28 protein-coding genes are annotated in these 24,593 nt (G+C 69.7%); 13 read left to right on the top strand and 15 right to left on the bottom strand.

Annotated elements, in window-relative coordinates; all coding sequences use genetic code 11:
* Positions 1–455 precede the first annotated feature (455 nt).
* The 9 genes from J4709_RS16780 to J4709_RS16820 all read right to left on the bottom strand — a co-directional run bounded on the left by J4709_RS16780 (position 456) and on the right by J4709_RS16820 (position 7,443).
* Positions 456–1,895, bottom strand: a complete 1,440-nt coding sequence (locus tag J4709_RS16780) for a tyrosine-type recombinase/integrase (protein ID WP_208241730.1) — start codon at positions 1,893–1,895, stop codon at positions 456–458.
* Entirely contained in the window at positions 1,892–2,092 is a 201-nt protein-coding gene (locus J4709_RS56150) for a helix-turn-helix transcriptional regulator (RefSeq protein ID WP_208241732.1), read from the bottom strand. Before J4709_RS56150 ends, J4709_RS16780 begins: the two co-directional genes overlap by 4 nt.
* 317 nt (positions 2,093–2,409) lie before the next feature.
* Positions 2,410–2,841, bottom strand: a complete 432-nt coding sequence (locus tag J4709_RS16790) for a DUF4282 domain-containing protein (protein ID WP_208241734.1) — start codon at positions 2,839–2,841, stop codon at positions 2,410–2,412.
* Positions 2,838–3,059 carry a hypothetical protein gene (locus J4709_RS16795; RefSeq protein WP_208241736.1) on the bottom strand — a complete coding sequence of 74 codons (222 nt, stop codon included), beginning with the start codon at positions 3,057–3,059 and terminating at the stop codon, positions 2,838–2,840. The genes J4709_RS16790 and J4709_RS16795 overlap by 4 nt, the downstream gene beginning before the upstream one ends.
* Positions 3,052–4,554 (bottom strand): replication initiator, encoded by a 1,503-nt coding sequence (locus J4709_RS16800; RefSeq protein ID WP_208241738.1) that lies wholly within the window; start codon positions 4,552–4,554, stop codon positions 3,052–3,054. Before J4709_RS16800 ends, J4709_RS16795 begins: the two co-directional genes overlap by 8 nt.
* A 68-nt stretch (positions 4,555–4,622) precedes the next feature.
* Positions 4,623–4,934: a hypothetical protein gene (locus J4709_RS16805; RefSeq protein ID WP_208241740.1), complete on the bottom strand. Its 312-nt coding sequence runs from the start codon at positions 4,932–4,934 to the stop codon at positions 4,623–4,625.
* A 114-nt stretch (positions 4,935–5,048) separates the two neighbouring features.
* Complete coding sequence (locus J4709_RS55600; protein ID WP_208241742.1) at positions 5,049–6,470, bottom strand: FtsK/SpoIIIE domain-containing protein; 1,422 nt, start codon at positions 6,468–6,470, stop codon at positions 5,049–5,051.
* Entirely contained in the window at positions 6,467–7,081 is a 615-nt protein-coding gene (locus tag J4709_RS16815) for a hypothetical protein (RefSeq protein WP_208241744.1), read from the bottom strand. The genes J4709_RS55600 and J4709_RS16815 overlap by 4 nt, the downstream gene beginning before the upstream one ends.
* A complete protein-coding gene (locus J4709_RS16820) occupies positions 7,081–7,443 on the bottom strand; it encodes a hypothetical protein (protein WP_208241746.1) in 363 nt (120 codons plus the stop codon). Before J4709_RS16820 ends, J4709_RS16815 begins: the two co-directional genes overlap by 1 nt.
* Before the next feature lie 113 nt (positions 7,444–7,556).
* On the opposite strand from J4709_RS16820, the gene J4709_RS16825 reads away from it, so the two are divergent.
* Both J4709_RS16825 and J4709_RS16830 read left to right on the top strand, forming a co-directional pair.
* Complete coding sequence (locus J4709_RS16825) at positions 7,557–8,498, top strand: GntR family transcriptional regulator (protein WP_208241748.1); 942 nt, start codon at positions 7,557–7,559, stop codon at positions 8,496–8,498.
* 229 nt (positions 8,499–8,727) lie between these two features.
* Positions 8,728–10,125 carry a serine/threonine-protein kinase gene (locus J4709_RS16830; protein ID WP_208241750.1) on the top strand — a complete coding sequence of 466 codons (1,398 nt, stop codon included), beginning with the start codon at positions 8,728–8,730 and terminating at the stop codon, positions 10,123–10,125.
* Here the strand turns inward: J4709_RS16830 and J4709_RS16835 are convergent.
* The 5 genes from J4709_RS16835 to J4709_RS16855 form a co-directional block, all read right to left on the bottom strand.
* Positions 10,058–11,113, bottom strand: coding sequence for a DUF418 domain-containing protein (locus J4709_RS16835; protein WP_208241752.1), 1,056 nt, complete (start codon positions 11,111–11,113; stop codon positions 10,058–10,060). The genes J4709_RS16830 and J4709_RS16835 overlap by 68 nt on opposite strands.
* A gap of 650 nt (positions 11,114–11,763) precedes the next feature.
* A complete protein-coding gene (locus J4709_RS16840; protein ID WP_208241754.1) occupies positions 11,764–12,174 on the bottom strand; it encodes a hypothetical protein in 411 nt (136 codons plus the stop codon).
* Positions 12,161–12,535, bottom strand: coding sequence for a hypothetical protein (locus J4709_RS16845; protein ID WP_208241756.1), 375 nt, complete (start codon positions 12,533–12,535; stop codon positions 12,161–12,163). The genes J4709_RS16840 and J4709_RS16845 overlap by 14 nt, the downstream gene beginning before the upstream one ends.
* Positions 12,532–12,876, bottom strand: a complete 345-nt coding sequence (locus J4709_RS16850) for a hypothetical protein (protein ID WP_208241759.1) — start codon at positions 12,874–12,876, stop codon at positions 12,532–12,534. Before J4709_RS16850 ends, J4709_RS16845 begins: the two co-directional genes overlap by 4 nt.
* A gap of 104 nt (positions 12,877–12,980) precedes the next feature.
* Entirely contained in the window at positions 12,981–13,406 is a 426-nt protein-coding gene (locus tag J4709_RS16855) for an ATP-binding protein (RefSeq protein WP_208241761.1), read from the bottom strand.
* 249 nt (positions 13,407–13,655) lie between these two features.
* On the opposite strand from J4709_RS16855, the gene J4709_RS16860 reads away from it, so the two are divergent.
* Complete coding sequence (locus J4709_RS16860; protein ID WP_208241763.1) at positions 13,656–14,492, top strand: helix-turn-helix domain-containing protein; 837 nt, start codon at positions 13,656–13,658, stop codon at positions 14,490–14,492.
* 19 nt (positions 14,493–14,511) lie between these two features.
* On the top strand, positions 14,512–14,715 hold the full coding sequence (locus J4709_RS16865; RefSeq protein WP_208241765.1) for a DUF397 domain-containing protein: 204 nt from the start codon (positions 14,512–14,514) through the stop codon (positions 14,713–14,715).
* A 373-nt stretch (positions 14,716–15,088) separates the two neighbouring features.
* Here the strand turns inward: J4709_RS16865 and J4709_RS16870 are convergent, their stop codons facing one another.
* Complete coding sequence (locus J4709_RS16870) at positions 15,089–15,484, bottom strand: hypothetical protein (protein ID WP_208241767.1); 396 nt, start codon at positions 15,482–15,484, stop codon at positions 15,089–15,091.
* Between the two features lie 621 nt (positions 15,485–16,105).
* Here J4709_RS16870 and J4709_RS16875 point away from each other — a divergent pair.
* From J4709_RS16875 to J4709_RS16915, 9 genes are all read left to right on the top strand, one after another.
* Positions 16,106–16,402, top strand: coding sequence for a hypothetical protein (locus tag J4709_RS16875; protein ID WP_208241768.1), 297 nt, complete (start codon positions 16,106–16,108; stop codon positions 16,400–16,402).
* 369 nt (positions 16,403–16,771) lie between these two features.
* Positions 16,772–17,842, top strand: a complete 1,071-nt coding sequence (locus J4709_RS16880) for a methionine ABC transporter ATP-binding protein (RefSeq protein WP_208241770.1) — start codon at positions 16,772–16,774, stop codon at positions 17,840–17,842.
* Positions 17,839–18,495 carry a methionine ABC transporter permease gene (locus J4709_RS16885; protein ID WP_208241772.1) on the top strand — a complete coding sequence of 219 codons (657 nt, stop codon included), beginning with the start codon at positions 17,839–17,841 and terminating at the stop codon, positions 18,493–18,495. The genes J4709_RS16880 and J4709_RS16885 overlap by 4 nt, the downstream gene beginning before the upstream one ends.
* A 32-nt stretch (positions 18,496–18,527) precedes the next feature.
* Positions 18,528–19,343 (top strand): MetQ/NlpA family ABC transporter substrate-binding protein, encoded by an 816-nt coding sequence (locus J4709_RS16890; RefSeq protein ID WP_208241774.1) that lies wholly within the window; start codon positions 18,528–18,530, stop codon positions 19,341–19,343.
* Between the two features lie 101 nt (positions 19,344–19,444).
* Positions 19,445–20,416, top strand: a complete 972-nt coding sequence (locus tag J4709_RS16895) for an STM4015 family protein (protein ID WP_208241776.1) — start codon at positions 19,445–19,447, stop codon at positions 20,414–20,416.
* A gap of 22 nt (positions 20,417–20,438) precedes the next feature.
* Positions 20,439–21,524 carry an STM4014 family protein gene (locus J4709_RS16900; RefSeq protein ID WP_208241778.1) on the top strand — a complete coding sequence of 362 codons (1,086 nt, stop codon included), beginning with the start codon at positions 20,439–20,441 and terminating at the stop codon, positions 21,522–21,524.
* On the top strand, positions 21,512–22,312 hold the full coding sequence (locus tag J4709_RS16905) for an STM4013/SEN3800 family hydrolase (RefSeq protein ID WP_208241780.1): 801 nt from the start codon (positions 21,512–21,514) through the stop codon (positions 22,310–22,312). The genes J4709_RS16900 and J4709_RS16905 overlap by 13 nt, the downstream gene beginning before the upstream one ends.
* Positions 22,309–23,601, top strand: a complete 1,293-nt coding sequence (locus J4709_RS16910) for an STM4012 family radical SAM protein (RefSeq protein ID WP_307801303.1) — start codon at positions 22,309–22,311, stop codon at positions 23,599–23,601. The genes J4709_RS16905 and J4709_RS16910 overlap by 4 nt, the downstream gene beginning before the upstream one ends.
* The gene (locus J4709_RS16915) at positions 23,601–24,455 is read left to right on the top strand and encodes an STM4011 family radical SAM protein (RefSeq protein ID WP_208241784.1); all 855 of its coding nucleotides are present in this window, start codon (positions 23,601–23,603) and stop codon (positions 24,453–24,455) included. Before J4709_RS16910 ends, J4709_RS16915 begins: the two co-directional genes overlap by 1 nt.
* The last annotated feature ends 138 nt before the right edge of the window (positions 24,456–24,593 follow it).

A 24,593-nucleotide genomic window follows, 5' to 3' on the forward strand; every position in this document is an offset into this window, starting at 1 on the left:
GGCGCCCCGCGAGCGGCTGACCGGGGCGTTCGCGACATCGGCGCGATTTGCGTCATCTGTCCCGGGTTGGTTGACTGCTGACATGAGCCTCGTACGTCCGTGCCGTGAGCGCGGCCCGCTGAACCGGCGGGCCATGCGGCGTACGTGCTGCCGGCGAATGTGTGACCGCTGAGGGCCCCTGCCTGAGTCTCGCGCCCCGAAGCGAGCGAACTCCGAGACCCGAGTCGCGCATGAACTTTCAACGCCATCTGCTGAGCCACGCCCCGTATCCCCCCGGTCGGACCTGACCGGCCGCGCGCCCGATCGAGCGCGAGGCCGTCTGCGCCGGCCCGGCCACCTCGGCCGGACCCGTCGAGGACATCGTCGGGCGGCCGTCCCGGACGCGGAAGTGGAACCGCGTTCTGTGGTGAACGTTCAAGGCGCCGCGATCATGGCTGCGACCAGGGGAAACGTGGTCAGGAGCCGCCGTCCGCGCCCTCTTGGCCCGCAGGTGGCCCGCCGTCGGAGTTTTCGCAGGTCAGCGCGTCGCCGTCCGCCAGGGCAGCGTCAACGGCAGCGTTCGCGGCTTGCTCCATGCCGTCGAACCAGTGCGCGTATGTGGTGTAGAGCATCTGTACCGAGTGCCCCAGCCGCCGCGCCACCTCGGTTGCAGGAACGCCGGAGTTGAGCAGCAGGGACGCGTTTCCGTGCCGCAGGTCATACGGCCGCTCCGCCAGCCGGGAGGCCCGCTCGGAGCCGCTCAGAGCGTTCGTGCGCGCCTTGCCCCAGACGCGCCGGTAGGTCTGCCCGGTCACGGGCGCGAAGTCGTCGCCTGCCCAGAACAGCCGCCCATCCGGCGCCGTGCCGTAGCGATCGATGTGCGCCCGCAGGATGCCGACGAGCACGGGAGGAATCGGCACCGGTCGCACCTCACCGGGCGCACGGTGCTTGAGTTCCCGCCGCGCCCACCGGTCCCCGTCTTCCGCCCACGGCGCGGCGACCTCAGGACGGTTGCCCGCCAGCAGCAGCGAGCCCCAGCCCTGACCCGGCAGCGTGCAGTCTTGGACGCACAGCGCCCGCGCCTCACCGGGCCGGGTCCCCGCGTAGTACAGCACCGCGAAGAACGCCGCCAGTTGCCCGCGCGCCGCACTGGCCGCCTCCAGCAGCGCCCGAGCCTGCCGCAGCGACGGCACCCGCCGGGGGTCGATCGCGTCATTGGCCCGACGCCGTTTGGTCTTGACCCCGGTCAGCGGGTTGTCTCCCAGGAGCTTGCCCTCTACCGCGAAGTCCAGCAGCGCGTGAAGCGTGGAGCGCCGAGCCCGGATGCTTGCGTGCGCGAGCCGCTTTCCGTCCAGTCGCAGCGACAGCGCCTCCAGCAGCGCCCGCAGCGTCGCGCGGTCATCCAGGCCCACGACCGGGCCGGAGGAGGCCGCCAGCCACGCCAGCGCCGCGCGGATGTCGTCGGGAGCGTCGCCGATCTCGCCGCCCCCGTCCCACGCCGGAGGCCGCAGCGCGTACTGTGCCAGCGCCCGCCGCAGCACCGCCTCTTCCGGCCGCCGCCGCTTGGCCGCCCGCGTGTCCAGGGTCGCCAGGATGATCGGAACCAGGGAGCGCACCAGCGCCGCCCGGGTAGCGCCCGCAGCCTCCACCCACCGGGAGGCGATGAAGCCCCGCGCGAGGCTGTAGACCGTTTCCGCCGACTGCGACCAGGCCACCGGCTCACCGGTGTCGGAGGAGAACACCGCACCCTCACGAGCCGCCGCCACCAGGCCCGCCCGGTAGGTCTCGCCGAGCGCTTTGGTCAGGTAGGAGCGGGAGAACTGTGCGGAATCGACGCGCCACCGCACTTCCCACGGCTTGCGCCTATTCGCGCGCTTGCGGATCTGCCAGAATTGAACGTCCTGCGCTTTGATCACCGGAGGTTCTCCGTTCCGTTCGTTCCGAGCTTGTGAAGCCATTCTATAAAATCCGCGCGCACAATTCTCAGCTCATTGTTCGGCAGTCGGAACGCTTTCGGGCCGCGCCCAGTGGCGAGCCACCGGTACACCGTCGAGCGGGCTACGTGCAGCTCAGAGGCCATATCGCGGACCGACATAACATCCACCGAAGCCATCGGAAACCACCCCTGAAATTGCACCTACGGGCCAGCCACGGGCCAATAAACGGAAGTCGCCATGCCGGATGATCACGGGCCGGAACCGGCCAATTTGCAGCCGATAATGTCAGCGCATAGCCCTTGACTTTCGACATCCAGGCGGGTGGTTACGGTCAGTGATCGGCCTGCGGTTTGGCCGGCGCCATCCCACAAGCCCCCACCCACCACCCTTAACAAGGAGCCGCTACGCGGCACTCTTGCTTCCCTGTGCGGCCCTGCCCCCGCGTGGTGCGCGCCGTCCCGCAGGCTGAACCACGCACGGGCAGGGCCGCCGCTCATCGCGGGTAGCTCTGCGGTCCCGTAGCCGGACCCGGGGGACGCTGCCATGCCTCAGGCCCCGCCGGAGGCTGCACCGGCCGCGCCGCCGCCCGCCTGGACTCCGCCCGCGTCGGCCCCGGCGGCACGGGACGGGCCGGTTCGACCGGACGCCCACGCGTGAACGCCATGAGCACCCATTCGCAGCCGATCCGGACGACCAAGACCCCCGCGATTCCCGCCGCGATGATGACGGGCGCGCACCACCACCAGCCGCCGCCCATCCAGGTGGACAGACCCCACACCAGCAGCAGCGCCCACAGCGCCCAGAAGGCCACGCACAGCGAGGCGACCACATACAGCACGCTGATCAGGCGGGGCGTGACGAAGCGACGGAACCGCAGGTCTACCAGCCCGGACAGCACCCCGCGACTCTCCCGGGGACCGGTCACGGCGACCACCACCCGCACGAGGACGCCAGCCAGCCCACGCCCAGCAGCACCGCGCCCAGGACCACGCCCGACCACCACAGCCGCGGGAAGCGGTCCCGCAGCGGCACCCGCCACCGGATACGGACCGTAGACCGGCTGCCGCCCCCGCCACCCAAGCCGATGCGCAGCAGGATCGGCACCGCCGCCAGCGCCGCCAGCATCACCACCGCGTCAGTCATCGCGGCCCCCGTCCCCGTCGCGGTCGGGCGGGCGAGCCGTCACGGCCAGGTCCGCCGCATCTCGCGCCGCCGCATGGTCGCGTGCCAGCGTCGCCGCGAGGTCAGCGTCACCCAGCCGCGCCCAGCCCGTACCGAGGTACCGCCAGTCACGCACCAGCACGGCCCCGCCGCCCCCGCGCTCAGCCTCCGCCCACGGATCGGAGTCCCGCCGATTCCGGGTCCGCCACGCCCGCCGCACCGCCCGCAACGTCCCCCGCGTCACCGAGTACCACCGGCTCTTGGTCGCGAAGTGCCCCGCGAAGCCGAGCGCGTGAACGTGTTCGGCCAGCCGCAGGCCCGCGCACTCCGGCCGCCGCGCCAACCGGAAGCACGCCGCCACCAGCAACCCCACGTGCGGGTTGTTCACGCGACGGCTCACGGCCGGGACCGACCGCAGCCCGAACCGGCGCGGAGGCAGCCCGGCGAAGGTGTCCGAAGCCGTCTTGGTCGCGTACTTGGCCAGGTAGCCCGCCGCACGCGCCGGGTCCGCGATCGGGGCGACGTCCAGTTGCGCGCCCCACCGCGCCGCCGCGATCCCCGGCACCGGGCACGGCACCGCCACCCGCCCCGCAGCATCACGGATCGCGTCCGCCAGCGCGGTCACGTCCGCCCAGCCCGGAGGAGCCACCGTCGCCGACCGGTCCCCGTCCGCCACCCCATCCAGACGGATCACCGCGTGCAGGTGCACCGCCCCGCGCCGCTGATACTCCGCCACCTTGACGTAGCTCACCCGCACGACCGACCGCACCGCCCGCACCGAAACCGGCACCCCGGACCGCTCCGACCCGATCCGCGCCAACGCCCGGTAAACGTAGATCATCGTCCGCCGCCACAGCTCCGGCACGGCCGCGTGCCACAGCACGTGAGCGTCATACCGGTAGCAGTCCCAGCACAGCGGACGCCCCACGATTGGATCGTCCGCAGCGTGCCGCGCGTCGCACCATGACCGCATGGCGTGCTCGCAGACCAGCGGCCCCCGCCGCACCCGGCACGGCCCATCAGCCGTCGCCCGATGCACCGCCCCGAAGGACGGCGCCGTGAACGTCGCCAGCACCGCCGGGTGCGTGCCCACGCTCGCCGGGACCGCATCCACCCCGTCCGGCAGGGCAGCATCCCGGCCCCGCAGGCCCGCCGAGACCAGATGCCACGTGTCGCGCCGGTACGTCTCCGCACAGGACGGGCAGATCGCCGCCCGCCGGTCACCGCACGCGAGCAGAAGCGCGCCGTCCGGCTCGCCCGTGCTCGACCACTCCGCCCGAACCTCGCCCGTCCGACCGTCCACCGCCATCGCGCCACCGGTCACCCGCACCGGCCGCGCACAGTGCCCCGTGTGCGCCACCTGACGCGACCACGCCCGCCACTTGTCCGCGTCCGCGACCCGCGCCAGCATCCCCGCCAGCACCCCGCCCGGCACCCCGCCCGGCACACTGCCCGCCGTGCGGCCCGCCAGGTCCACCCGCGCGGGGACCGTGGACGGCAGACCTACGCCCCTCCGGGGTGACCTGCGGTCAGTCCGCCGGCTACTCACGCCGCACCACCCGTACCGGTCCCCGCCGCCGGGTCCACACCCGCGCCCGGGTCCAGCCCGTGACGGCCCCGCGCCTGATGCCCATACACGAACCGGTGCAAGCACCACGACAGCGCATACCAGTCCGCCGAGTCGGGCTCGACCGTAGGAAGCTCGAACGCCCACAACAGGTCCGCCACTTCGCGCACCAGGTCCACCCACGCGTGCCCCTCCGCCCCGGCCGGAGGCGACGCCAGCGGATACACCCGCCCCGCCACCGCCGCCGCGCACGGGCACACCCGTTCCACCAGCTCTTTCGAGATCGTCACTTGCCGCTCCCATCGAGAGAGGGGACCCCACGCAGCCGGGCACGCTGCCGCCAACCCCGCCACGCGAGGCCCCCAGAGGGTTGAAGAAGGAGAGAAGAAGAACCGGCCGCCGGGTCAGACCCAGCCGTCACCGGCCGTCAGCCGACGCAGCGCCGCACCACGCGCCACGATGTCGCGGATCTCGTTGTCGTCCAGGTAGTAGGACTTGCAGCGTCGCGGCATGCTGCCTTCCGCATGCAGCAACCCGACCCCGCGTGTCCGCCGGTCGATGTCGGAGCAGTCGAAACCGTTGCTCGCCATCCCGGCGCCCATGATCGTGTCGGAGGCGTCGCGGGTGTTGCACCGCATTCCCCACCGCAGCGCCACCAGGTCACGCAACGACGTGGGCACCACATCCGATGACGGCTTCTGCGTGGCCAACGCCGCGATGATCCGGGCCGCCCGGCCCCGCGCGACCAGATCCACAGCCAACGAGTTGAAGTGCCGCGCCGCCTTCTTGTCAGTGTGCGCGGTGAAGAACCGCAGCTCATCCACCGGCATCAGGATGATCGGCGCGTCCTGCGGAGCCAGCACCCGCCGCCCCGCCGATTCCAGTAGTTCGTACCTCCTGTCCATTTCCTTGATCAGGTCTTCCATGGTGGAGATCGCTTCGTCGGTGTCGTTGGTGACCAGCCGCGTCATCACCGGCCGCCACATCGCCAGTTCCACGCGCTTGGCGTCGAAACCCCAGATCTCGCAGGTCGGATCCAGGGCCGCCGCCGCCAGCAGCAGCGACAGCGCCGCCGACTTGCCCGCCTCAGGCTCACCGCCCAGAAGGATGTTCTTGCCCTCCAGCCGCATCGTGATCTCATCACCCATGTCATCCACCGCGACCGGGATCGGGTCCCGCAGGCTGCGTTGCCCGCCACCGACCCACGGCCACGGGATCGGGTCCGAGACGTTCGGGTCGCGAGGGTTGGCGAACGGGTCCCGCCGCACCACGTCGACGTAAGCGAAGTCCGCACGGTCCAGGTCACGCACCACCCGCACCTCACGCACCCGCAGCACGGCCGCCACCCGCTCCGCTTCGGCTTCCAGCTCACCGACCGTCGCGCCGCGCGGCACCCGCACCAGAAGTCGGTCACCGGCCGGGACCGTCCGCGCCTTCCGGATGCGCGGGATACGGTCGTTCACCGTGGTCAACGAGGCGTAACGGCACGCGCGGTCCCAGTGCCGCCGCAGCCGACCCCGCCGCCAGACCCGCACGGCCCGATGACGCGTCCATGGGATCAGCGCGACCGACGACGCCAGCCAGCCCGCCGCCAGCAGCCCGCCGAGCCAGCCCCGCGCCAGCCAGCCCGCCACCGCCACGGCCACCAGCACGGCCAGCGCCGCCAGCTCACGCCGCCACAGCCAGCTAGGCCGGACAATCCAGAGCGTGACCGCCGAGCCCGCCGTGAGCCGAGCCCGAACCGGAAGGTCCGGCCGCTGGAGAACCGGAGGAAGGCCGATCTGTCCGGGCGCCTGGACGCTCGACCCGCGCTCAGGACGGGTCACCACGCACCGCCCAGACCGCCGCCGTGCCGGATCCCCGGCAGCCCCTCCGGCCCGGCCGCCGGAGCCTCGCGCCAGTCGCGGCGCGTCTGCTCCATGCCCGCCGTCCGAACCTGCGGGACCGATCCCGTCCGCTGCGCCCACGCCGCCCACGCCTCGCACCGCCGCGTGTCCAGCTCTCGCCATGTCCCGCGCGGCACCAGGTCCGCCAGCATGTCCGCCAGCAGCACCCCGCCCACACCACGGTCCGCGCCCAGCGGGACCCACGCCGAACGGGAGTACCCGCCCACGTGCACCCAGCCGTGCGCCGACACCGGCCCCGGCCCGCCGACCGGGCGACCGTCCGCCAGGCCCGCACCCGCCAGCGCCCCCGACATCAGCGCCGCACCCAGCACCCGACGCCGCCGCCGCTCCGACACCTCGACCAGCCGCAGCCACGACGGCCCCGCCGGTTCGGTCAGCGAGTAGGCGACCCGGAGCGGCCCCGTCGCCGCCAAGGTGAGCACGTACGAGCACTCGCCGTACGGCCACGGGTCCACCGCACCCGCCGCCGCCACCGCGTCCGAGGGCAGTTCCACCGCCGAGCCCCGCAGCCGATCCAGCCAGCCCGCCATCACTCGCCCGCCTTCCCCGCCGACTTGCCCGACGCCGCCGAGCCGCCCGCCGGGCCGCCCGGCATCGCCACCGCCTCCAGCCGCTCCGCCGTCCACCACTGCACGCTGTCGCCCTTGCGGTCGATGGCGTTGAGCACCAGGCCCACCGGCCGCACGAACGTCCCCTGGCTCAGGCCCGGGTCACCGATCAGACCGACCTTGATCGGCGCGCTGCCCAGCCCGTCCATCACCAGCAGCCGCGCCGTGAACAGCGGCTCCCCGTCGTCGTTGGTCCGCAGCGACTTCGTCTCGAAGTCCCGCCGCTGCTCCGGCGCGTCCGCCACGATGAACATGAGCTTGTCCATCTCGATCCGGAACTCCACGTGCACCTCCACACCGTGCTTGGCGCCCTATGCACCACGCTATGTGCACCAAGTTGTGCCACGCGCGACCAGAACGCAAACCTAGGCGCGCAAACCTAGGCGCGCTATGGTTGATGGAGTCGGAGAAATCGCAGCTCAGGCAACCGTGTCAAGCCAAGGAGGTGGCCGCATTGGGCCAGCCGTCAGAGCAAAGCTCAGGGACCACCGACACGACGCACCTGTGGCGCGGCATCCACGATGAGATCGTTCGGGGCATCCTGTCCGGTCAGTACCCGCCGGGCTCGCTGCTGCCATCCAACGCCCAGATCCAGCAGCGATACAGCGTCTCCACGACCACCAGCCGGAGAGTCCTTGCCGAACTCGCCTCCGGTGGATGGGCTATCTCCCAGGGCACTCGCGGTTACATCGCCACGACAGGCCACGACGCCCAGTACAAACTCGGGGACGTCCTCAGAGAGGCGCAGGCCCCGACCGAGGTAGACCCGAACGCGCCCGCCAACACACCACCCGAGGGAGCGGCGCAGCCGGTAACCCCTCAGTGGCAGCAATCTCCGGGGCTCCCTCGCCCGCAGCACACCGTCCCTGTTGGCGGATCGATCCCCGACGTCCTTGCAACAGTGATCGACGTGCGCGTGCGAGCCGAACCGGCACCCGCCGACGTCGCCCATGCGCTTGGTCTTTCGGAGCCGGGAACACCCGTACTGGTTCGTCGTCATGTCCTCGCCGACAGCACCGGCATGACGCCCATCGAGCTTTGGACGGCATTCCTCCCCTACAGCGATCAGGGAGCCCTGTCTCAGCCCGAAGCCCTGACTGAAACGTGGCCGCAGCTTCTTTCTCGCTACTCAGGCGAGCAGGTCACTACCGCCACGAGCCAAGTTGAGGCCCGGCATCCGGACAGCTATGAGGCGTATGCCCTCCGCCTGCCGAGCAATGACATCGTGCTCACCCGCGCCACCACGTACTTGCACGCAAACCAGCCGCTGAGCTTCACCGTCAGCGTGTGGCCTGCGCGTACCACGCGGCTTACCGTCGAAGGCCACCCTGTCGCCTAGGCTGCCCGCCGTGCAGCGGCTTCCCAGGCAGTTGGGGGTGAAGCTGGAATTGCCGCACCGGCGCCGGCCGAACTCCCTACGGTCGCCCCTCCGGGGTGGCTACGCCATTCCGCCGGCCCCGCCCATGCCGCCGACAAGGGGGAAGCCGCAGCCCTTTCCCGTCCGCGATGTCGCCGCTTCCGCGTATGCTCTGTTGCGTCCATCCCAGCGATCACCGGAGACCTACTGCATGCCAGACCGGTTGCAACCTGGCGATCCACTCGAACTCGGCTCGTACCGCCTGCTAGGACGTCTCGGCCAGGGCGGCATGGGCACGGTCTACCTCGGCCAGGACCACACCGGCCGCCAAGTCGCCGTCAAGGTCATTAACCCTGCCCTCGCCAGAAACCCGCACTTTCATCAGCGGTTCCGTCGAGAAGTCGACGCGGCCCGCAAAGTACGCCCTTTCTGCACCGCACCGGTAATCGACGCATCCCTAGACGGCGACCCTCTTTATATCGTCACCGAGTACATACCGGGACCAACGCTTGATGAGGCTGTATCCAACGCAGGCCCCCTACAGGGTTCCGACCTTGCCGGGTTGGCCGTCGGCGTAGCCACCGCGCTAGCCGCCATTCACGACATCGGAATAGTGCACCGTGACTTGAAGCCCTCCAACATTGTTCTTTCCGGCGTAGGCCCACGGGTCATAGATTTCGGAATCGCGAAAGCTTCATCACAAAGCGAACTAACGCAATCTGGCCAACCGATAGGCACTCCGGCCTACCGCGCCCCGGAGCTGCTCACGGGCGGGGCGGTCACCCCGGCATCCGACGTCTACTCGTGGGGTTGTCTGATTGCGTACGCGGGTACGGGCCGCGAACCCGATCATTCAACGTCAAGCGTGCGCGATCTAGATCCCGAGGTTCGCCCGCTCGTTGAGCAGGCCCTCAGCCCAGCCCCGGAAGACCGGCCGTCAGTGCCCGAGCTACTCACCCACCTGACCGGCCGCGCCGCCGATTCGGTCCCACTCCTCACACCCGGCCTGCCGCCGCACCAAACCCCACCAGATATCAGCGAGGCCCCCGCATCAGGCCGCCCCCGCACAAGTCGCCCTCTTGTGAGAGCCGCCGCTCTCGGCGCCATCGCCATTTCCATTGCGCTTGTGGCGTGGATCGCTCTTCCCGCAACTCAATCAGACGAGCCGCACAGTCGCCAATCGCCCTCAGCGGCCAAAGCCACACCGAGCATTTCCCAGCAACAGAGCCAGCCAACCAGTGCGCCGCCTATCGATCCCACGCCCAAAACCGATGTTGCCCCCAACTTCATCGGGCAGTGGAGTGGCGTGATAACTGACTATGACGACGACGAAACCGTCACGTTTTCCGCAGCACTGACGATTAATTCCGGTTATCTCGCAGGGAAGGTCGGCGAAAGTGACTATTCGACTCCTACCTGCCACGGAAACCTCAGGCTCGTGTCCGCCACTGCCTCTAGCATAGTGGTGCGAGAACAGATCACACGGGGAAACTGCACCAAAGAGGTACTCATCACTCTTACCTACAAAGCCCCGCACGTGCTCACGTATCAATACCATTCGGCTCACGGTCGAGGCGTGGGAACACTGCGCGCGAGCGGCGCGAGTTAGGAATAACCGACCACCAGGTCAGGCACCGCCAAACCCACTCAAGCGGGCCGTACACTGCATGTTTGAGCCACATCCAGCTGAACGAGAACTCAACCAGGAAGACCCCGAACCCCACGGCGAATGCCAGCCAGTAATTCGCGGAGGCGTTCAGCTTCGTCAAGTAGTCGGCAGCGTGAATCAGTACGGCCGCGCCGACATAACTTGTCAGTGCCATCCGCCCCGTTGGCGCCAACGCGTACAGCGCTCGGCGTGCACGAGTGCGCAGTAGAACGATAACGCCCAGGACATACGCGGAAGCAGTCGCCAGACCTCCGAATGCAGCCAAGGCGCCATCCGAGGAAATACTTGTCGACACCTGCAAGAAGTTCAGCCCAACGGCAACAACTGAACATGCAGCGAGCAACGACACCGCAAGTGAGCTACTCAACCCGAGCACTATTTCCAATCCCGACTTTTGCAGGCCAAGGCCGAGCAGAAAAGCGCCAGGGATGAGAAGTACCCCGCCGTGCAGCACTGCCGCACCTACAGTTAGACCGGTCCCAGCGGCGAGCACCGGCCACATCGGAAAGAAGGAAGCCGGAAGCAGTGCGGCGATTCCGACCACCCCATACGGAAGGAGAACCTCGTCGGGCTGAAGGGTACGGTCCAGTGCACCGAAAAGAATCAGGAAGCCCAGCCGAGTCACCATCGTAAGGCGCGGGTACTGCGTCCGGCTCCGCGCCTTCTGGAGGAATATCCCGAAGCTCACGCCGAACAGTAGAGAGAAAATGGGGAAGAATCGCTGATGTAGAAGCGTCTCATAGAGCCAGTAGCCGACGCCCTGGTCATGCTGCGTACGAGGACCCGGCATATTCGTGATCTGAACAGTGTTGACCAGCGATATCCCGATCAGGGCGAACCCCCGAAGGATATCGATCTCAACAAAACGCTGATCTCTTCGAGGTTGCTCGACAGAGGCCGCCGCCGAGGGGCCACGTGATATGTGCAACTAGCCTCCTAATGCACCGCTACAGCCGACCCCACCACATCACACCGGCGCCGCACGAGCCACCGTAGGCGCGTCAGCGTGTCACCTCTTCCACGCCCGCACCCCGTCACGACGCGCCGGGACCCTGCTGCAACCTCTGGCTTATCTGCGCGGGCACCTCGCCGCTACCGTCCCAGAGGACGATTTCCTCAGCCCACCCCAGGATCTCACCCATGTCCCAGTAGCCGTTAGACCGTGTGCCATCCTCCGCACTGCACCACAGCCGGATCGCTTCGGCCGCGTACCTCTCCCGACGTACGCGCAGATACCTTGCCGTCACTGACCGCGCCGGATGGAGCACGTACTCACGGGCACGCTGCATTTTGCACCTCTCGCCTAGTCTGCTTGCCTTTCCTGCCAGCTCCGGGCAGCGGCGCCCACCCCTGCACGGGCCGGGCTGGAAGCTGCCCCGGACGGCTGCGCCGGCCGAACTCCCTTCGGTCGCCCCTCCGGGGTGGCCTGCGGCCATATCCGCCGGCCCACCCTCACCACCGAGACCATGGCGCCGCGGCCCTTATCCCCGCACGCCCCTCTACCGCCGTCCGACAACGGCGGTCCCTACGGGCGGGGTGATTCCTCGGGGTCGGATGGATGCCCCGCCCGCAGGGCGCCTACCGGCTGTGCATCCGCTCCGGGTGCTCCTGCTGCCCCAGCGCCTCCCACAGGTGCGCGCGCCCGGTCAGCACCAGATGATGCGCCACCTCCACGGCGTGCTCACCGATCCCCAGATGCACCAGCGCCGTATCCATCAGCGCGACCGCCGGTGACTCGCTGGCAGCCTCACCCGGCCGGGCACGCTCGCCGTCCACCCACTCCTGCCGCAGGCCCTCAGCCCGCACCACAACATGTCGCAGCACCTCACCCATGTACCCGATGACCTCTTGCACCCAGTGCGCCGCGTCCCCCATCTCATCGGGCGTCAACTCCGGCACCACCACTACGGCCGCACGCCCGAGGTCGTGAGCAAGGTCGGCCAGCGCCTCCAACTCCGCCGCCAGCCCCGGACCGCTAGAGGTCATCACCGTTCTCCACCTTCAGCAGGTTCGCGCGGCCGGTCCTCAGCACGTGCAGCGCCACCGTCAGCCCGTCGCAGCCAAGATCCAGGCTGAGCGCGGCCCCCTCCATCAGGGCCATCGTGGACCGGCCCATCCGCTCGATCCCCTCCCGATCGGTGATCTCCTGCACCCTGGCCTGCAACGAGACCAGCGCCGCGCACACCCCATCCAGGCACTCGCACAAGTGCTCCGCCACCAGCCCCGCAGACGCCAAGTCCAAGTGCTCACGGTGCCCCTTGACCAGCCGGGCGATCACGTCCCCCCGGCTCGCGAGCCGTTCTGCCTCTGCGACCATCGTGTCCGTCGCGGTCCTCTTCACCGCGCTCACCGTGCCGCCTCCTTACGCACGTCCGGGAAGGTCTCCGGGTACATCTCGTGCTGCATCAGCGCGGCCACCCGATCAGCCGCCGCCACCGCGTCCCGGCACCCCGCGAACCGGAACCACGGGTCACGGGAAACGTCGAAGTACGCCCACCCGCCACCCGGAACGGCCTTCGCCGTCGCCAGGATCCAGACGTCCTCCTGCGGCCCCCGCGCGAAGAACAACAGCGTCGGAATCGGCAGCGCCGACGACCGGTCCGGGTAGAGCTTCACCCCCCGGTACCCCCGCCGCTCCGACGCCAGCGCCAGCCGCTCCAGATGCCGCACCGCCATGTCAGGCGCCCGCACCGTCCGCCACCACGCCGCGCAACGCGCCAGACGACACCGCGCCAGACGCGGACTCTCGATCACCATTGATCGCCCACCTTCCGACTCTCGACTTCCGCGCACAATCAGCACGCGATCACTGACCACACCCACTTGCCTTGAGGTGGCGTCCGGTCCACCCCGCACCGGACCGACAGCGCCTCCACGAGCGGCAGGCCCCAACCGCCCGTCCCGTCGTCGTGCCCCTCGTCCAGCGCCGCAGCGTCCGGCGACACGTCCACCGGTCCCAGCGGCTTGACCATCGGCAGCGCGTCCGAGCTGTCCCAGACCCCGAGCCGCACCCCGTCCGGCGCCAGCGTGAACTCAACCCGCATCTCCAGGTACGGCGCGTACTCGGCGGCGTTGGCGAGCAGTTCGCCCGCGATCAGTTCCACGTCATCGGCGCGATGCGACAGACCCCAGTCCGCCAGCCGCGACCGCAGCAACGTCCGCACCAGCCCCGCCGACGCCGGAGCCGCCAGCACACACGCGACCAGCGGCACCGGAGCCACCGACGCGCCGTGACGTCCCGCCGCCCCATTTGGCCTACCATCGTCCATTGGGTCCGACCTCCTGCGTCGGATCAAGGCCCCGGAGCCGGTGTGCAACCACCGACCGGGGCCGTTTGCATTTTGCCTGCAACCTGCACTTGCTTCGTGGCAGGCTGTGGCCGTTAGCATGCACCCATCGCACGCGCGCTGCAATATGCACGGCGAGAATAATTTGTACCAACGGAGGTGTTCATGGCAGGGTCTCCGACCATGCGACGGCGACGTCTGGCCGCTGAGCTGCGACGCATACGGACCGAAGCGGGGATGTCGATCACGCAAGCTGTGGCGCGACTTGGTTGGCCGGGATCGAAGCTGTCGCGCATCGAGAACCGACAGATAGGGATCAGTGCGGCCGATGTCCGGAAGCTTCTAGATCTCTACGAGGTGGACGATGATCGGCAGGTTCGGGAACTCGTAGAGCTGGCACGTCGCTCGAAGGAGCGAGGATGGTGGGAGTCCTACACCGCGACCTTGCCGACCGAGACCCGAACGATGATCGGCATCGAGACGGAAGCGTCGTTGATCCGGACCTACTCTCAGGCACTCATCCCCGGTCTGCTCCAGACGCCTGACTACGCACGCGCTGTGATTCGTGCGGCGCGCCCTACCGACTCACAGGAGATCGTCAACGAACGTGTGGAGATCCGTCTAGCTCGTCAGGCGCTCCTTGACGAGAAGGAAGCACCCCAGCTCTGGGTCGTCCTCAACGAAGCGGCGGTCCGGCACGTCGTTGGAAGCAAGGCGATCATGAAAACGCAGCTAGAGAGCCTCATCAAGGAGCGCGAGACGAGCAGCGTCGAACTCCAGATCCTTCCATTCTCCGCTGGAGAGCACCCGGCTATGGTCGGGTCGTTCTGGCTCTACAGCTTCCCCGCCCCGAACGAGATGGGCGCCGTCTACATCGAGACCATGAACAGCGCACTGATCATGGAGGAGCCCCAGGACCTGGACACATACGGCGAAGCGTTCGATCGCCTCCGAGCAGCCGCGCTCTCACCCAAAGACACCCGAGAGCTAGTCCGCTCTCTCGTGGCAGATACGCTCTAGTCATGCGAAGGGAGCACACATGGAGGCTAGGCCAACCACGGTGAAGTGGCGTAAGAGCAGCTATAGCGGCGGTACCGGGGAATGCGTCGAACTGGCCGAGCTTGCAGCGAAGATCGGAGTACGTGACAGCAAGGCCCCGGATGCGGGTTGTCTGTCGTTCAGCCCGGACGTGTGGGCCGCATTCGTCGCTGACGTGCGAAGCGGTCAGTACGACCCGTCTTGAAGTAGTCCCCCCGCTTGTATGCCCCCGCTGCCGTGGTCGGCGGGGGCTCAGTGGTGTGTGAGGGTTTTCCCTACTAGGTCAAGGGCGCGCGCCTTCCGGCGCGCGCTCTCTTGCTGCGGTCGGCTGATGCCTGCGGGGCCGCTGGCGTTCGCGCTTCCCCGTCCGATCCGGCTTCGCCGGATCGGACGCCGTCACCGGCGTCCGATCCGGGGACCGAGACCGCACGGGGCCCCTACCCCATGCGGCTCGTCCCCGTCCGAACGCCGCTCCGGCTCGACCGGCGACCCGGCCGGACGGGTCAGCGCTCCACCAGCATCCCCGCCGTTCTCAGCCTCCCGCGCACGATCCGCGACCGGCAGGCACTAGCGATCCGTCAGGGTGCCATGTCACTGCCCAGGGTGCCCGCCGGCTGCTCCCCATCGCGCGGGGGAAGGTTCAAGCGCCGGACCGCCGAGTTGATCGCATTGCGTGAGCGTCCGAAGTGTTCGGTCAGATCGGTCACCGAGGTACCCGCCGCCCACATCTCGCGGAGCTGGCTTTCCTCCGGCCCCGACCAGGCCCGCCCGTGATTGCGGTGAGCGTTGCGCAGTCGAACCGTACGCGCTTCCGCGCCCCGGTCGATGCTGCGGATGCTCGCCACCGGCACGTTGCAGAGCGCTTCCCCCTGCGCGCCGACCAGGACCAGCCGCGCCGCGTCCACCGTCAGCTCCCGAACCAATGTCCCGTCGAAGTTCTGTTCCTCCTGGAAAATCACCCGTACGCGAGCCATCGCCCCGCCTCCCATGAGCAGCCGTCCCGGACCGCCCCACGTGATACCCGCGCGCCCCGCACCGCAAGCCGACACTTGGCCACCTATGCGCTCAACGCCCCAGTAGGCGCGCATAGTTTCGCTTCTATCGTTCCCAACCAACCCCGACCCCCACCCCTTACAACGACCCGCCTCCGGCGTAGGGCTCTACCCATAAGAGATGTGCGACCCGGTCAGCGCGCTAAACCGCTCCGTCGCAGACCAAGCGGAGTGCCGCCCTTCCAGACCCCCGGACGGCCCGACGAGCGCGCGGCGGCCGGATGCGTCCTTGCCCGGGGACCCCTCCGGCGGGCCGCCCCCCGGCCGATGTCCGGCACCCCCAGGGGCGCCCGGAGCCCCGCAAGGCTAGCGGCCCGCCGCCCCGGGCAAGGCCGCATCCGTCCGCCCACACCTGACCGCCCGCAGCACCACCCACCACCGGCACCGCCCGCCCGTGCCGCTGGACCGGCAGCCGCCACCACCCCACGCACCCACCGCCCAGCACGGAGGGCAGCCGCCGGCACGCTCCCCACCGCGCCCACTTGGCACTCAACCCCACACCGCGCCATCCTGGAACCGCAGCGCGAGGAGGAGACGGACCCGATGAGCGAAGACCTAGCCGCCGTCATCGCCGACCAGCTAAAGCGATCAGGCGAGACCGGCACCGTCTACCACTCGCCCGACGAGCGCGAGCGCCTACGCGCCGCAGGACGCCAAGCCGGACGCCTCCTGAACCGGCCCATCCGCACGTTCGACACCGCCGCCAGGCATCCACGCTGCGACGCCGACCAATGCGGCACCGTCCTTATCGCTTTGGCCGATTGGGGAACCAACCCCCTAGAGCGCCAGCTCAGCGAGACTCGCGCCAACAAGGCCATAGACCGCGCCCTCAGCGAGTGACCAGCACCAACCGCCCCGGGCCATGGCCCGCACATGGCCCGCGAACAGCCAGCACCAGCGGCAACCAGCGCACACCAGTGAGACAAGATCAACACCGCCCGCCCGCCACGGCACGACCAAAGCACCACGTCAACACGCATCCCCCCACATGAACGGGGCGGCACCCGATCTCTCGGATACCGCCCCGCCTAGGCGCCAGTTTTTCTGTGGATAACCGCCCCGCCCGGTGCCGCCCCGCACGGCGTGCCGGGCCCGGCCTCCGCGCGACCGGGCGTCGCAGCATCTGATCGGCTGCGCCCAGGCGCAGCCCCGTCCCACTCCCGCACCGCCTCCGACCAGGGCGGCGCCCGTCCGCACGGATGATTCTCTGTGATTCAGATCGAAAAACTCAGGAAGGTCCACCGCGCCCGCGGTCGCGAGGTGACCGCCGTCGACGGCGTCGACCTGACCGTCGGCGAAGGCGAGGTCTTCGGCGTGCTCGGCCCGAGCGGCGCCGGCAAGAGCACCCTGCTGCGCTGCGTCAACCTGCTGGACCGCCCGGACGAGGGCCGCGTCGTGATCGGCGGGCGCGACCTGCTCGCGCTGCGCGGCGCCGAGCTGCGCCGCGCCCGCCAGGGCATCGGCATGATCCACCAGCACTTCGGCCTGCTCGCGAGCCGCACGGTGGCGGGCAACGTCGCGTTCCCGCTGGAGGTCATGGGCGTCCCGCGCCGCGAGCGCGCCGACCGCGTCGCCGAGCTGCTGGACCTGGTCGGGCTCACCGGCCACGCGAAGGCCTACCCGGCGCAGATCTCCGGCGGGCAGAAGCAGCGCGTCGGCATCGCGCGGGCGCTCGCCGGCCGCCCCAAGGTGCTGCTGTCGGACGAGGCGACCTCCGCGCTCGACCCGGAGACCACCGCCTCGATCCTGGAGCTGCTGCGCGACCTGAACCGCCGCCTCGGGCTCACCGTCCTGCTGATCACGCACGAGATGGACGTGGTCAAGCGCATCTGCGACGCGGCCGCGGTGATGCGCGACGGCCGGTTCACCGAGTCCGGGCCGGTGACCGAGCTGCTGGCGCGTCCCGGGTCCGAGCTGGCGCGCGGGCTGTTCCCGCTGCCGGCCGCCGAGCCCCGCGACGGCACGACCCTCGTCGAGGTGACGTTCGTGGGCGGCGCGACCGACCAGCCGTTCGTGTCGGCGCTGGCCCGCAAGTACTCGCTGGACGTCAACATCCTCGGCGGCGCCGTCGAGACGGTCGGCGGCGAGCGGGTCGGCCGGCTCCAGCTCGAACTGCCGGGCGACCCGTCGGCGAACGCCGCGCAGCTGGCGTTCCTGCGCGAGTCCGGCCTCGCCGTCGAGGTGCGGACGCGCACGTCCGCCGCCGTGGCGCGGCCGTCCCCCGCCCCCGCCCCCGCCCCTGCCCCCGCACCCGCGCCCGCCGAGGAGGACACCCGATGAGCTGGGACGAGGTCATGCCGCTGCTGTGGCCGGCCACCCGGGAGACCCTGTACATGACCCTGGTCGCGACGCTGTTCACGGCGGTGCTCGGGTTGCTGATCGGGGTGCTGCTGGTGGTCACCGACCGGGGCGGGCTGCTGCCCGCGCCGCCGGTCAACAAGGTCCTCGGCGTGGTCGTCAACATCGGCCGGTCGCTGCCGTTCCTGATCCTGATGGTGGCGATCATCCCGTTCACCCGGATCGTGGTCGGCACCAGCATCGGCAACGCCGCCGCGATCGTCCCGCTGACCGTCGGCGCCATCCCGTTCTACGCCCGGCTCGTCGAGATCGCGCTGCGCGAGGTCGACCCCGGCGTGATCGCCGCGGCGGACGCGATGGGCGCGACCCGCCGGCAGCTCGTCGGCAAGGTGCTGCTGCGCGAGGCCCGGCCGGGCCTGGTGTCCGGGCTGACCGTCACCGTGATCGCGCTGATCGGCTACACCGCCATGGCCGGCACGGTCGGCGGCGGCGGGCTCGGCAACCTCGCCGTCACCTACGGCTACGAGCGCTTCGAGACCAAGGTCATGGTCGCGACCGTGCTGCTGCTCGTCGTCCTCGTCCTGATCATCCAGGCGGTGGGGGACCTCGTCGCCCGCCGCCTGTCCCACAAGTGACACCGCCCTCCCCGCACAGAAAGGCACTCCTCGTGCTTCGCAAGCTCACCATCGCCCTTGCCTCCGTCGGCCTGGTCGCGGGCCTGGCGGCCTGCGGCTCCTCGGGCGCGTCCGACGATCCGGACGCCCCGCTGAAGGTCGCGGTCAACCCCGTCCCGCACGGCGACATCCTGAAGTACGTCAAGGACAACCTGGCGGCCAAGGCCGGGCTGAAGCTGGACATCGTGACGTTCGACGACTACCAGCAGCCCAACACCGCGCTGAAGGAGAAGCAGGTCACGGCCAACTACTTCCAGCACGTGCCCTTCATGCAGGAGTACGAGAAGAAGGCCGGGACCAAGCTGACGTTCGTCGCGCCGGTGCACCTCGAGCCGCTCGGCGTGTACTCCAGCAAGGTGAAGAGCCTGCAGGCGCTCCCGCAGAACGCGACCGTGGCGGTGCCGAACGACCCGGCGAACGAGGGGCGCTCCCTGAAGCTGCTCGCCGACAACGGTCTGCTGACGCTCAAGCCGGGCGCGCCCACGAGCGCCACCGAGAAGGACGTCGCGAGCAACCCCAAGCACCTGAAGTTCAAGCCGCTGAAGGCCGCGCAGCTGCCCCGCTCGCTCGACGACGTGGACGCCGCGGTCATCAACGGCAACTACGCGCTTGAGGCGAACCTGTCGCCGGTCAAGGACGCGCTCGCCGCGGAGAAGCCGGAGGGCAACCCCTACGCCAACGGCATCGTCACGCTGCCGGAGAACGCGAACGACCCGCGCGTGAAGAAGCTCGTCCAGCTCCTGCACGGGCCCGAGGTGCGCAAGTACGTGCAGGACAAGTACAAGGGCTCGGTGCTGATGGCGTCCTGAGCGGCGCCGCGGCGCCCTGGGGCGGCGGCGCGCCGAAAGCGGCGCGGTCTGTCGGCCGGTCCTGATAGGACAGGGACCCAACGAACCTGCGAAAGGGACCCATGGGCGTTTATCAGCATCTAGAGGAGTACGCCGGCCTACCGGTGGCCACCTTCGACTGCGAGACGGGGGTGGCCGCCGAGGAGGACGACGACGCGGTCGGCGAGGAGCAGGCCGACGAGGAGCTGCCGCCCGCCGGCGAGGCCGCCTGGTACGTCGGGACGATGTTCGACGAGGAGCCCTTCACCGACACGTTCGCGCGGTTCCTGGAGACCGTCGACACCGCGGAGATCACGGCTCTGATCATCGGCTACTGGGGCGCGTCCTACGACGAGGCCGTCGCCGACCCCGCGGCGCTGCTGTGCGAGAACGCCGCGGCCTTCCCGAAGCTGAAGGCGCTCTTCCTCGGCGACATCACCGGCGAGGAGGCGGAGATCTCGTGGATCGAGCACGGGGACGTCTCACCGCTGTTCGCCGCGTTCCCTGAGCTGGAGCGCTTCGAGATCCGCGGCGCGCAGGGCCTCGTCCTGTCACCGATCAAGAGCGAGCACCTGCGCGTGCTGCGGTTCGAGTCGGGCGGCCTGCCCGCGACGATCGTGCGGGCCGTCGGCGCGAGCGAGCTGCCGAACCTGGAGCGCCTCGACCTGTGGCTCGGGGAGGACAACTACGGCGGCGACGCCACCGTCGCCGACCTGGCCCCGCTGCTGTCCGGCGAACGGCTGCCCGCGCTGCGCCACCTCGGCCTGGAGGACAGCCAGATCCAGGACGAGATCGCGGCGGCGGTCGCGGGCGCGCCCATCGTGGCGCGGCTGGAGACCTTGAGCCTGGCGATGGGCATCCTCACCGACCAGGGCGCCGAGGCGCTGCTGTCCGGGCAGCCCCTCACGCACCTGCGCAAGCTGGACCTGCACCACCATTTCCTGTCCGACGCCATGGTGGAGCGCATGAAGGCCGCGTTCCCCGGGGTCAAGGTCGACCTGAGCGAGCAGGAGAAGCCGGACGGCGAGTGGCACTACATCGCGGTGGCGGAGTGAGCGTGCGCCACACGGTGGGCCGATGAGCTTCGTTGTGGTCGGGACGCCGGGCGACCGGCGTCCCGCGCTGTTCGCCCAGGCGTGCCGGTCGTGCGGCCTGCCAGAGCCGCGGCTCATCGCCTGGACGGACGTCCTGCACGGCGTGGACCTCGCACTGGACTCCGGCGACGTACTCCGCATCGACTCCCCCGGGGAGGATCCGGCGGCGGACGCGCTCCTGCGCGGTCCCGGTGACCCGTCCCGTGTGGGCGGGGGCGCACGCTGGTATTCGACATTCGTCGCAGCGCTGCACCGCATTGAGGGCGCCGCCGCGCGCGCGGGCGCCCGTCTCCTCGGCGACGTCGACGAGATCGCGGTCATGTTCGACAAGCGACGATCGCATGCGCGGATGGCGGCGGCGGGCGTACCCGTTCCGCAGGCGCTCCCACCAGTGCGCTCCTATGAGGAACTGCGCGCGCACATGGACGAGCTGGGGGAGCGGCGGGTCTTCGTCAAGCCGGCGCACAGCTCGTCGGCGTCCGGCGTGGTCGCCTTGCAGGCCGCGCCCGACGGCCGCGTACGGGCCGTCACCTCGGCGGCGATCGGCGAGGCCGGTCTGTTCAACTCACTGCGGGTTCGCGCATACGAGACGGAGCGGGACGTCGCGGCGCTCATCGACGCGCTCGTTCCCGACGGTCTGCATGTTGAGCGGTGGTTGCCGAAGGCGGCACTGGGCGGGAGCGTCTTCGACCTGAGGGTCGTCGTCCTAGGCGGTATCCCCACGCATGTCGTCGTTCGGACCAGCCGCAGCCCCATGACGAACCTGCATCTCGGGGGTGCACGAGGCGACCTGGCGGCAGTGCGGCGCGCGCTCGGGCCGGATGGTTGGCTCCGGGCGCTCGACGTGTGCGCGCGGGCGGCAGCCTGTTTCCCACGAAGCCCGATGGTGGGCGTAGACCTGCTCGTGCTCCAGGGCATGAAGCGGTTCGCCGTGTGCGAGGTCAACGCGTTCGGTGACCTGCTCCCCGGGCTCACGGGCCTGGCCGGCGGCCCGGCCGAAGGGCTGGACACCTACACTGCCCAGGTCAGAGCCGCTTTGCCGGAGATCGCCCCCGCATGTACGACATGAACGAGGTCATCGGCAGCCACGACGTGCTGCTGGTGACCCTCGACACGCTGCGCTACGACGTCGCCGCCGAACTGGCGTCCGTCGGCGAGACGCCCACCCTGGCCTCCGTCCTTCCCGGGGGGGCCTGGGAGCGCCGCCACACGCCCGGCAGCTTCACCTATGCCGCGCACACCGCGATGCTGGCCGGCTTCCTGCCGACGCCCGCCGCCCCCGGCCTGCATCCGCGCCTGTTCGCAGGGGCGTTCCCGGGCAGCGAGACGACCGGCACCGGAACGTGGACGTTCGACGCCGCCGACCTGCCCACCGGGCTCGCGTCCGCCGGCTACCACACGGTCTGCGTCGGCGGCGTCGGCTTCTTCAACAAGCTCACACCGCTAGGCTCCGCGCTTCCGTCGCTGTTCGCCGAGAGCCATTGGGAGCCCGGGTTCGGCGTCGCGGACCCGGCGTCGCTGCCCAACCAGATCGACCGCATCGCCGACGTCATGGCGCGACTGCCCGCCGACCGCCGTCTGTTCCTGCTGCTGAACGTCGCGTCCCTACACCAGCCCAACTGGTTCTACCTGGACGGCGGTACGCGCGCGCACGGGGACACGCGCGCAAGTCATGCCGCTGCCCTCCGCCACGTCGACGCTCATATAGGGCGCTTGTTCGACCTGATGCGCCGTCCTTGTTTCGTCATCGTCTGCTCCGACCACGGGACGGCGTACGGAGAGGACGGCCACACCGGTCACCGCATCGGCCACGAAGTCGTGTGGACCGTTCCGTACGGGGAGTTCGTTCTATCGTGACCACCACCGCCCCCTACCAGGCGTACGTCTACGCCTACCCGCACAAGACCGCCTACCGGCCGCTGACGCCGCAACCCGCATTGCGGCAGGTGTGGTCGGCGGAACCATCGGACGCGCTCTTCCTCTACATGCACGTGCCGTTCTGCGAGATGCGGTGCGGGTTCTGCAACCTCTTCACGCGCACCGGCGCTCCCGAGGAACTGACCGGCGCCTACCTTGACGCTCTCGACCGCCAGGCGACCGCCGTACTGGAGGCACTGGGCGACCGCGCCTCGTTCGCCACCGCGGCCTTCGGTGGCGGCACCCCCACCTACTTCACCGCGGCGGAACTGGAACGGCTCTGCGGCATCGCCGGCAGGTTCGCCGGATTCGGCGAGATCCCGCTGGGAGTGGAGACGTCCCCGGCGACCGCGACCACCGACCGGCTGACGGTGCTCGCCGAGCACGGCACCACCCGCGTCTCCATCGGGGTGCAGAGCTTCATCGACGCGGAGGCCCGCGCCGCCGTGCGCCCGCAGAAGCGCGCGGAGGTGGAGGCCGCGCTCGACCGGATCCGGGCCGTCGGCTTCCCCACGCTCAACATCGACCTCATCTACGGCATCGACGGGCAGACGCCCGCCACGTGGCTGCACTCCCTGGACGCCGCACTGAAATGGCGTCCGGAAGAGCTCTACCTCTATCCGCTCTATGTCCGCCCTCTCACGGGCCTTGGGCGCCGCCCGCAGGAGTGGGACGACCAGCGCCTCACCCTGTACCGGCTCGGCCGTGACCATCTCCTGAGCGAAGGCTATGAGCAGGTCTCGATGCGCATGTTCCGGCTGCCCGACCGGTCGGCCGGCGGCACGGAGTACTGCTGCCAGACCGACGGCATGGTCGGCCTCGGCTGCGGAGCACGCTCCTACACGGCCGGCCTGCATTACTCGTTCGAGTACGCGGTGGAGCAGCGGCACGTCAGGTCCATCATCGACGACTACGTGCGCGAAGAGGACTTCACCACCGCACGGGTCGGATTCGAGCTGGACGAGCGGGAGCAGCGCCGCCGCCATCTCCTCCAGTCGCTTCTCCAAGCGAACGGGCTCGACCGGGGCTCCTACAGGTCCCGCTTCGGTACCGACCCATGCGCCGACTTCGCCACGGGCCTGAAACCGTTCGACGACCTCGGCTGGCTGGAGACGACCGAGACCGCTCTCAAACTGACCCCCGAGGGGCTTGCCCATTCCGACGCCATCGGACCCGGACTGTTCTCGGAAGGCGTGCGGGAACTGATGGCCTCCTACCAGGCGCGCTGATGCAGCACCTCACGATTCTCTACAGGGGTCCGCTCGCCAGCTGTGATTACGACTGCCCCTACTGTCCCTTCGCCAAACGCCGCGACACACCGGAACAGCTGCGCGCGGACCGTGCGGCCCTCGAACGCTTCACCGCATGGGTGGCCGATCAGGAGCACCGTGTGTCGGTGCTTTTCACGCCATGGGGAGAAGGGCTCGTCAGGTCCTGGTATCGGCGGGCCCTCACCGAACTGAGCCGCCTGCCGCACGTCGAGCGCGTCGCGATCCAGACGAACCTCAGCCACCGGGCGTCGTGGACCTCCGAGGCGGACCTGTCAAAGCTCGCTCTATGGGCGACGTACCACCCGGGACAGGTCCCCTATGAGCGCTTCCTTGGAAAATGCCGCGAGCTGACCGAGCGCGGTGTACGGCACAGCGTCGGAATCGTCGGCGAGCCCGAACACCTGGACACGGCGCGCCGCCTCCGCGCCGAACTGCCCGCCGGAACCTATCTGTGGGTCAACGCCGCCGAGGGACGTGCCTACAGCGACGAGGAGGCCGCAGCCTGGACCGTGCTCGACCCGCTGTTCCCGGTCAGTCGCCACCCGCACGCCAGCCGCGGGCTCGCCTGCCGCACGGGCGACACCGTCGTGTCGGTCGACGGCGAGGGCACGGTGCGCCGCTGCCACTTCGTCCCGGCCGTCCTGGGCAACCTCTACGACGGCTCGTTCCGCGACGCCCTCGCCCCGCGCCCTTGCCCGCTGGATAGGTGCGACTGTCACATCGGTTATGTCCACCTGGAGCCTCTCGGCCTCTATGACACGTTCGCCGGCGGCGTCCTGGAACGCATCCCCGCGTTGCTCGGCGAGATGTAGCCGCGAGGTGACCCATCCCTGCGACCTGCCCCGGCGCCCTCGGAGGGCGGGCGTGACGGGCGTCCTGCGGCATCTTGCAATTCTCCGCTCGCCCCGCCACGCTGTGGATGGTCCCGCATGGTCACCACACGGAGCTGA

This window comes from Actinomadura violacea (genome assembly GCF_017573465.1).
GTDB lineage: Bacteria > Actinomycetota > Actinomycetes > Streptosporangiales > Streptosporangiaceae > Spirillospora > Spirillospora violacea.